Raw genomic sequence first — 8,475 nt, 5'->3', positions numbered from 1 at the left:
ACGCCACGTATTTTGCGCAGTACGGGCCCCATCGAGTGTTCTTTGGGAATCCTTTCATTGGAGAGGTAGTTGGCTTTGAAGAGATATCTGATCGGCATTGTCGTCTTTACTTTGCGGATGCAATTCTTGGAATTTTGGATTTGTATACGAGTAAAGTGTTGAAATACCAGAGGCTATTGTATAGAATTGACTAGTAAAAGTGTAACCCATGTGAGTGATCTAAAGTGTTACCGATGTGCCTTTTCATACAGAAATGGTTCCCGTTATGCGGGACAGATTGCCTATTATGGGAATCCAATAGGCTTAAAGGCGACTATATTTTTCGCGAAAAATCGAAAAAAATGAGGGTTAAATTTTGTTGAGACATAAGGAGACCAAGCCTCTGGAAAGGGCTTTTTTAGGAGTAAGAGTTGTATCGAAGCGATCGGGAAAACTACGTCCTTCTAAAATGCGTCTGGTGGATCTCGAGATCGTTTTTGGTAAAAATATCCATCAATCAAGGTGTATTTCTTTTTCAGTTCTTTCTCTTTGTTAGATGCCTGGAAAGAATAAATAATTTTCGAAATCATTCCGTTTTTACACACTGGACAGGCGAGAGGGTCCTTTACATCAAACGAAGATTTGATGGCTTCTGCCCAAGTTGATTTTTGAACTTGGGATTCGACTTTGATCTTTCGTGCTGGTCGCACGTAAATTCCATAATAGCGAACTGATTTTTCGTGTTTGTTGGGCAAAAAGAATAACATGCGAGCAAGAAATTCATCGATTGGCATCGTTAGACTTTGATACGACTTTTCTTTGGTGATGGATTCGACGCTACTTTTATAACGAAACGTTAAAGTTTGTTTTTTGGAATCCACTGTTTGGATTTGACTATTATGAAAGAGTCCAAAGGCGATGTACTCAGCGATCCGAAAAATTGAATCGCTTTTATCAATATTGATCTTTTCAAAATAGACATGGAATCCTCGCGGATAACTTTTTATAAAAAATGAATATTCATCTTTACTTAGAATTTTTTTCTTAAGCAAGTATTTACAAACCGTCTTTTGCCAGTCGAAACGCATTGTTTTATAAGGTAAAAAGAATATCTGTTTGATTTCGTCAGACTTAGGGTTAACAAGGTCTCTGGTGGCAATCGCATGAATATGAGGATTGAAGTTTAAGTGATTTCCAGCTTCGTGAAGTGTGCTTAGAATTCCTGGTTTGAAATTTTTATCTGCCTTGCTAATCACTTGAAGTCGTTTGGTATATATCTTTGCCGCGAGGCCATTTAAAAATCTTGGATTGACAAGTCTTTGAAATAAAAATTCATTCAGCCTCCGAGGTAAGGTAAAGACAATATGATAATGCGGAAGTTCTGCATTCAGAATTCTGGAAAGGTGGATCGACCAACCAAATATTTTTTTGCGATAGCAAGAAAGACATAATCGACTTTTGCACGAAAAGGGAACAGCTAAAACGATTTTGCAATCATGACATTCATTCCATACAAAGCCTCGGTTGAATCTACCACAGGTGAGAAGTTTTTCCGCCTCAGCCAATTTCCAATTCGGAATTTTGCCAAATTTGGATTCGAATCTTTCGGAGTAACTGGCAATAAAACTATTAAAATGTTTTTGCCAGAGTGCCTTATATTCTGATTCACGAGTGAGAGCTGGTGTATAGGATCGCTTTGCTTTTTTGGAAGAAATGAAAATTGGAAACCTCAGAGAGAAGATTCGCTCTCTTATGAGGAAGGGTTGAAAATAAGAGTTATTTCCAAAAAAATAAATTAAAAAGTGCTTAAAATTTCTATTTGATGAGTCCCGTTAAACTTGAGGGGCGTTTTACAGTAATATTAGGGTCTTCAGTTGCCTGCGAGAGGGATAGTAAGGGCGCGTTAGCGGTCGCTTTGCGACCGAAGCCCTGGATAGCCCGACCCTTATTTTTTAATCTAATGTTTTGTGAATTCGAATAAATTCAAAGAAGAGAATCGAATTTTAAGGGACTCGCCCCGAAGAGGTTGTCCTTAACCGCAAGGGGAGGCACTTCTAAGGTGAAACTCGTGAAGAGGGTGAAGTCGTAACAAGGTAGCCACAGAATATTTTCCGTAAGAAAATATTCTAGCAGTTTGTAGTGAAATAAGCGTCCTCCTCCTTTTATAAAGGAAACCAATTACCTTTCGTTAGAATTGTTGTCACGCTACGTTGTATTTTGTAAAAGTTAAGGTTGGAAACAACCTAGGTCTTTAACCATTGTTCACTCATAAACCTCGCAATTACTTGCGGGGTTTTTTTATGTCTGAGGAGAGGTGGCGTAACCAAAAAGAATAAACTTTAACCAAAATCTGATTATATTTAAATTAGAGAGGTGAATTTAACGGGTTTGGTTTATACAAATATAAAATTATCGAATCAAGTATTTACGCTTCATACAAAGATCATTTGTTCTGCATTAGTTGAAAGCGGAACTTCAGTCTGATTCATTCCAGATCGTTGCTTAACCGAATTCAATTTGAAAATCGCAATGCTTTGGAGTGAATCCAGAAAACGCCAATATTCCCATGGCCAAGTTTAAGTGAGAACATTAGCAATTCCTAAAGCATTTTCCAATATAAGATGAAATCAATGATCCTTATTAGAATGGATTCCAAATGAAAAACGGATTCGGTGATCAACTGGGAAGAAGTTTCCTCTTATTTATTGGGAAGGTTACGACAAGAAGCCAGACTGGGAAAAAGGGAAAATTTCGAATTGTATAAAAAGATTTCCTCCTTTTTACCTAAAGATCAAACTGAGTTTGTTCCGAAAGAAAATTTACCTCATCCTCGTAGACTGAATGATTCCTCCTACTCGAGACACATTCCCCTCATCGGAAAATTCAGCAGAATCTTCTTTGAATGAGATTCCTAACACGATTTCATCCTTTGAAAATCAAGATGGAATATCGGATCAATGAATGACTAGAGACATTTCTCAATGTCCTCCACCCCCATGACCACCTCCGCTTGAACCACCACTTCCACCGCCTGAAGACGAATTACCTCCACCAGAAGAGGAACGACCACCACCTCCAGATCGATTACCCGACCGAGAAGAATTACGGTTTGAAGATGAATGATTGTCTGAATCACATTTCGAATGACAACCAATGTAAAGGATTGGACAGGTTAGATTCACTTGACTTGAATTTGTAGAACTAGGTTGCAAAGTGATTAGATAACAAAGCGCTTGGTCTGAGTCGCATTTCCTTTTACAGCTTTCTGATGAATGATTAGTAAACGTGTTGGAACAATTTAAAAATAACAATAGAAATCCTAAAGAAATGAATAACTTAGTTGAGAAATTTAGAGTCTTCATTTTGCACCTTTTTCTATCAATAACCGAACAATCTCTTCCTTTTCTGAAAGGAGAATTTCAGATAAAGCGGTATGACCTTCATTTGTGGCTAAATTAGGATTTGCTCCTGCATCAAGTAATATCTTTACAATTCTAGGATAACGATTATAGGCTGCCATCATTAATGCGGTATGCCCGTTTCTCGTTTTTGCATTTAAATCTACATTCACGTAGACTAATAGTGATACAATTTCAGTGTGACCTTCTTTTGAAGCAATCATAAGAGGTGTTAGTCTTTCAAACGTATCTTCAGGTGAGTTAATATCGTAACCTTGTTTGATAAGTTGTCTGACTCTTTCCGTATTTCCAATCGCAACCTGGTAATACAAATTCTGAAATCGATCTTCTGACCTGGTTTGTATATTAGCACATTGAATTGTCAAAACGAGAAAACTGAGTGCAAGGTAAATTGTTCGTTTCATGTTTGCATTTTCACATGATAGAAACCAATTTCAAATAGTGGTTTTCCGCAAATGTGGGGAACTACTAAGTGTCCCTTGAACGGATGGATATTCTTTTCGTTTTCTACTACAGATTCCGATCGATCATGATTCCATTGCATGAAATCAAAAGTTTAGCCAATTTAGGATTCGAATTTTTCGCGGTAAATGGCAATAAAATTTCTAATTAACTTGAGGGTGCGGTAGCGGTCGCAAGGCAACCGGGGCACTGGATAAACCGACCTCAATTGACTGAAATAGTTCCGCATAAGGCTCGTTACAAGTTCGAATCGTGTGGGTTTCTTGGGGGTTCGCCCTTATTTTGGAACATTCACTTCCTTTTTAAAGTTAAATGTATATTCTGCGTAGGTGTTACGTGATCTGTCAGGTGGGGGAGGAAATTCCCACGAACTGATTTCTTTTTGGATACAATTCAATAGTAATTCTGATGAGAAATCGGATTGGATGAGCTCTACTTTTGTTGCGTCACCATCTGGTTCGATCTGCCAATCGAATTGTGCTTTGCCTTCCTCGATTTTTGGTTTTGTTTCTAGATATAAATTATAACAGATTTGAATCTGTCGTTTGTGTTTTGTAATGGTTAAGTTCACTTCTCGTTTGTGGTAAGGAGAGAGTCCTCGTTTATCCACTTCATTGGAAATTTGTGCGTATTCGTTTCCGTTTGAGATAGGACGAAGGAAAATGAGATACACAAAACTTAAGACAATAGTTGTCATCGAGACTAGAAAAATTTCTTTTTGGTATGGAATTAGTTCTTTCATTTATTTTCTAATAAAAACATAGCCTGCACCAGAATTAGTAGCTAAGTTATTTGTACTCGCAGTAGGTCCATTTGTAATTGTGTTTTGATTGCTGTCCTCTTGGTTCGCTGACACAATCATGGTATCACCTGAAATGGCAACAGCATAGCCAAACTGATCGTCTAGACCTGGATTCGGTGGTTTGATGTAGGCTCGGTGGAACCAGTTGGACCCAGATCGTTGGAAAACATAAACAGCACCTGCATTGGTGATAGAGTTATCTTCACTTGCAGTTTGTCCATTCGTAACCGTTGTCTGGTTACTATCTTCAAAAATGGCTCCGACCAAAATTGTATCACCCTCAATCGCAAGTGAGATACCAAAACGATCATCTGACCCTGTATTGGGGGCCTTGAGGTAGGCTTGGTGTGTCCATGTAGAACCGATTCTTTGGAAAACATAAGCAGCGCCAGATAGGGCAGCTGAGTTATCCGTACTTGCAGTTTGTCCATTTGTAATCGTTGTTTGGTTACTTGATTCAGCAAATGACCCGACCACAATCGTATCCTTTGAAATGGCGACACGCTGACCGAATTGATCGTTTGCTTCTCCATTGGGTGCTTTTAAGTAAGCTTGCGTTGCCCAAGTCGAACCCGTCCTTTGGAATACATAGGCGGCACCCGAAATGGATGCAGAGTTATCGCTACTTGCACCACCTCCGTTTGTAATTGTTGTTTGGTTGCTATCCTCTAAATTTGCACCTACTACAATCGAATCTCCTGAGATGGCAACAGAAATTCCAAATCGATCCTCTGTTTGCGCATTTGGAGCTTTGAGATAGGCTTGTTCTGCCCAAGTTGTGCCAGTTCGTTGAAAAACATAAGCGGCCCCTGCATTGAGAGCTAAGTTATCGATAGTAGCAGACGAACCATTCGTGATAGTTGTTTGGTTGCTATCCTCGAGAAATGCCCCGACAACAATCGTATCTCCAGAGATGGCGACAGAAATTCCGAACTGATCATCCAATCCCGCATTGGAAGGTTTGAGGTAAGCCTGTTGTGTCCAAGTGGATCCGGACCTTTGGAAAACATATGCGGCACCCGAATTTGATTGGCTGTTATCGATACTCGCACTACTTCCGTTCGTAATTGTAATCTGATTGCTATCTTCATAAATAGAGCCAACAACAATCGTATCTCCTGAGATAGCTACGGAGGCTCCAAATCGATCATCTAATTCTGCGTTTGGTGCTTTTAGATAGGCTTCCTGAAGCCAATTGGAACCCGTCCTATGAAAGACATAAGCCGCTCCAACAAAACTTGATGAGTTGTCGGAACTAGCAGTAGATCCATTCGTAATCGTCGTCTGATTACTTGCCTCTCCAGAGGCTCCAACGACGATCGTATCACCTGAAATGGCAACAGAAGTTCCGAAGAAATCACCTGGATCTGCATTGGATGCTTTGAGATAGGCCTGGGCTTCCCAAAGTTTTGGTGCATTACTGACACGGAATCCGCAAAAGGGAATTGGAGTTTCCGAAAGGGAGGATAATAAAAGGGTTGCCATATAACTCTTTGATTTTTGATCACAGGGGTTATTCAATGTTAATTGCTTGCAACCACCGTAAGCTAAAAAAATCAATAAGCCTACGGTCCATCTGACCAAGGAACTACGAACTGCGAATGGCCCTTTCCCCATCAAATTACTCAAATTTTTTTCCCTTAAATAAAATTCCTAACATACGTTAGAAAAATCCAATAACTATTATCAGGTCAAGCAAGTTTTTTACCTGCTATCACTAAATTGGTTACCAATTTTTCAAAATTTTGTCAGGTTCTTAAAATTTTCAAATTCAAACCTATCAACTTCAAAGCGAAACTGTTTTTTTAATACTAGTTGCAGGAGAGTATCGGAGGTGAGACTGTTTCACCTCCGTTTATAGCGGAAACCAATTACCTTTCGTTTTAGATTGTTGTCACGCTACATTGTATATTGTAAAAGTTCCCTTCGACAAACTCAGGAGCCGCTAACTAGATTTCCGATGCCATTTGGCATTAGACCAATCCCAAGAGGATTTTTGTAAGGGTTGTCTACGATCAAGCCCCAATTCCAGAAACGATTCCCTGATAATGCTTATTACCTTTTTTGGAGTTAGCCTGATACTTACCTTCAGAGAACCTTGCTATAACTTCGCTACATAAGAAAATCGGGTATCCTCTACCCGAATTGTCTCAACTAGAAGAACGCATAATCTCTTTTTTTGTGAGGTAGAGACAAAATACGCCTAATGCCAATTCAACGGTCATTGCCAATAGTAACGAGTAAGCAGGAAGCCCATCTAACAGGATGCTAAAGAAACGAGAAATCCCATATCCTACCAATAAAATTCCGGCACTTGTCAATGAGGCCTTTACGATTTGAGTTATGTAAAAACTTAAAAATAAAGCAATTCCCGAAAGAATGAATACTCCTCCGGGAGCTCTGATTTCACTTAGTAGATTCGGATTTTTATTCAAGTGAATCATATTCATTTCAAACAAAATTTCTGGAATGAACAAAATCGTTCCTCCGATGGAAATGAGAAGGATTCCGATTGCTGTTATTAATAATTTATAAAAATTAAATTTACTCATAAAACTCTCCAGTTAGTATTTTGTTTTTACCTTTCATTTGATATCCAGGTAACTTCTCGATTGTATTGGTTCGAGTTGATTTGTTTTAGTATGAAATCAACTAGGTCTGCTTTTGAAATTTTGTAAGCTAATTTATATTTTGGTATATCTTCCGTTCGGCCATGTAGGTATTGATTCGTCAATGGACCATCAAAAAAATTTCCGGGTCTTATGATCGTGAAATCGAGTCCACTTTCGGTGATTAATTTTTCTTGGCCTAAATGGTCTTTGAATAGATTTCGTAGGAGTATTGGTCCAAGAACCCATCGATATAAAAAAGGTAAAAATGGAAATGAAGATCCTACACCAAATGAAGATAAACATAAAATTCTTTTTACACCTGTTTCTTTCATGGCTTTGACAATGTTATTAGTTCCGATTGTTCGAATGAGGCTTTTATCCTGAAGGGGTGCCCCTAAAAGACAAATCACTAAATCATGATTCTGAATTCCTTCCTTCACATCTAAGTAATTGGTTACATTTCCATGTTTATTTTGGATATGATTGTTTGGATGCAATGATTCTAGATTTCTGCTAAACCTTGTTACCTGGTGATCACCCGTTGAAAGTAAAGGGAGAAGGAGTTTTCCAATCCCTCCAGTGGCTCCAAATACGATTATTTTCATGAACTGCTCCTAAGCTAAAATTGATAGAGTCAATTCTAACTTAAGAACCTCTTTAAAAATTGGACAAATCCGACAGAGTTTACTTTTTTCTCTAAATTCCATGATAGCGAACTAACTTTTCGCGCACTGAGTCTATCGAAGTGAGTTTGATGGGAAGAAAAAAACATACGGGCTAGAAATTCATTAATGGTCATTCATAGGCTTTGCTATGACTTTCTACAAATGAATTTCTAGCGACCAGGAAAGATCAAATAAGATCTATTTTTAAATCTTGGATTAGACCCGACTGGAGTTTAATTTGATACTCAAAATGCAAAGGACTACCTTTGAAATTCCCTGTGGCTTTTACTTTCATCGTGATTTTGTCTGAAGTTTCCTCAATATGCGTTGGCTCCGTATGAACCTCATACTTCATCTCTCTGAAATTCTTTTCGATGGCTTTTTTCCCAACGACAGTTTCCTTTTCACCAATGTCCGCATAGATGGCGTTCTGTGTGAAGCAGGATAGATACATTTCCACATCCCTCTCGTTAGACGCCTGAATCAAAGTCTCTGCTATTTTCGGAATTTTCATTTTATATATGCTCCTTTTATAA

General features: G+C 38.5%; 7 protein-coding genes and 1 pseudogene. 1 reads left to right on the top strand and 7 read right to left on the bottom strand.

Translation table 11 applies throughout. The features are described from left to right. Positions 1-194: pseudogene (locus LEP1GSC199_RS20890) on the top strand (IS481 family transposase); the annotation flags it as partial. Between the two features lie 249 nt (positions 195-443). Here LEP1GSC199_RS20890 and LEP1GSC199_RS10280 read toward each other — a convergent pair. The 7 genes from LEP1GSC199_RS10280 to LEP1GSC199_RS10245 all read right to left on the bottom strand — a co-directional run bounded on the left by LEP1GSC199_RS10280 (position 444) and on the right by LEP1GSC199_RS10245 (position 8,453). Then, a complete protein-coding gene (locus LEP1GSC199_RS10280) occupies positions 444-1,601 on the bottom strand; it encodes an IS91 family transposase (protein ID WP_083901943.1) in 1,158 nt (385 codons plus the stop codon). A 1,736-nt stretch (positions 1,602-3,337) separates the two neighbouring features. Next, the gene (locus LEP1GSC199_RS10270; protein WP_002981321.1) at positions 3,338-3,802 is read right to left on the bottom strand and encodes an ankyrin repeat domain-containing protein; all 465 of its coding nucleotides are present in this window, start codon (positions 3,800-3,802) and stop codon (positions 3,338-3,340) included. A gap of 335 nt (positions 3,803-4,137) precedes the next feature. Then, the gene (locus LEP1GSC199_RS10265) at positions 4,138-4,602 is read right to left on the bottom strand and encodes an AgmX/PglI C-terminal domain-containing protein (RefSeq protein ID WP_002981249.1); all 465 of its coding nucleotides are present in this window, start codon (positions 4,600-4,602) and stop codon (positions 4,138-4,140) included. Next, positions 4,603-6,147 (bottom strand): FG-GAP repeat protein, encoded by a 1,545-nt coding sequence (locus LEP1GSC199_RS10260; protein ID WP_002981487.1) that lies wholly within the window; start codon positions 6,145-6,147, stop codon positions 4,603-4,605. 665 nt (positions 6,148-6,812) lie between these two features. Then, entirely contained in the window at positions 6,813-7,214 is a 402-nt protein-coding gene (locus tag LEP1GSC199_RS10255) for a DUF4345 domain-containing protein (RefSeq protein WP_002981429.1), read from the bottom strand. Between the two features lie 26 nt (positions 7,215-7,240). Beyond that, on the bottom strand, positions 7,241-7,879 hold the full coding sequence (locus LEP1GSC199_RS10250; protein WP_002981407.1) for an NAD(P)-dependent oxidoreductase: 639 nt from the start codon (positions 7,877-7,879) through the stop codon (positions 7,241-7,243). A gap of 247 nt (positions 7,880-8,126) precedes the next feature. Further along, the gene (locus tag LEP1GSC199_RS10245) at positions 8,127-8,453 is read right to left on the bottom strand and encodes a nuclear transport factor 2 family protein (RefSeq protein WP_002981525.1); all 327 of its coding nucleotides are present in this window, start codon (positions 8,451-8,453) and stop codon (positions 8,127-8,129) included. Positions 8,454-8,475: the final 22 nt, after the last annotated feature.

Origin of the sequence: Leptospira vanthielii serovar Holland str. Waz Holland = ATCC 700522 (assembly GCF_000332455.1) — a bacterium.
Taxonomy (GTDB): domain Bacteria; phylum Spirochaetota; class Leptospiria; order Leptospirales; family Leptospiraceae; genus Leptospira_A; species Leptospira_A vanthielii.
The sequence above is the reverse complement of the archived record's forward strand: the minus strand, read 5'-3'. Positions and strand labels throughout refer to the sequence as shown.

Excerpts from the sequence above, each read along its gene's own strand:
- LEP1GSC199_RS10260 (WP_002981487.1), bottom strand. The coding sequence starts at position 6,147 with ATGGCAACCCTTTTATTATCCTCCCTTTCGGAAACTCCAATTCCCTTT.
- LEP1GSC199_RS10245 (WP_002981525.1), bottom strand. The coding sequence starts at position 8,453 with ATGAAAATTCCGAAAATAGCAGAGACTTTGATTCAGGCGTCTAACGAG.
- LEP1GSC199_RS10270 (WP_002981321.1), bottom strand. The coding sequence starts at position 3,802 with ATGAAACGAACAATTTACCTTGCACTCAGTTTTCTCGTTTTGACAATT.
- LEP1GSC199_RS10255 (WP_002981429.1), bottom strand. The coding sequence starts at position 7,214 with ATGAGTAAATTTAATTTTTATAAATTATTAATAACAGCAATCGGAATC.
- LEP1GSC199_RS10250 (WP_002981407.1), bottom strand. The coding sequence starts at position 7,879 with ATGAAAATAATCGTATTTGGAGCCACTGGAGGGATTGGAAAACTCCTT.
- LEP1GSC199_RS10265 (WP_002981249.1), bottom strand. The coding sequence starts at position 4,602 with ATGAAAGAACTAATTCCATACCAAAAAGAAATTTTTCTAGTCTCGATG.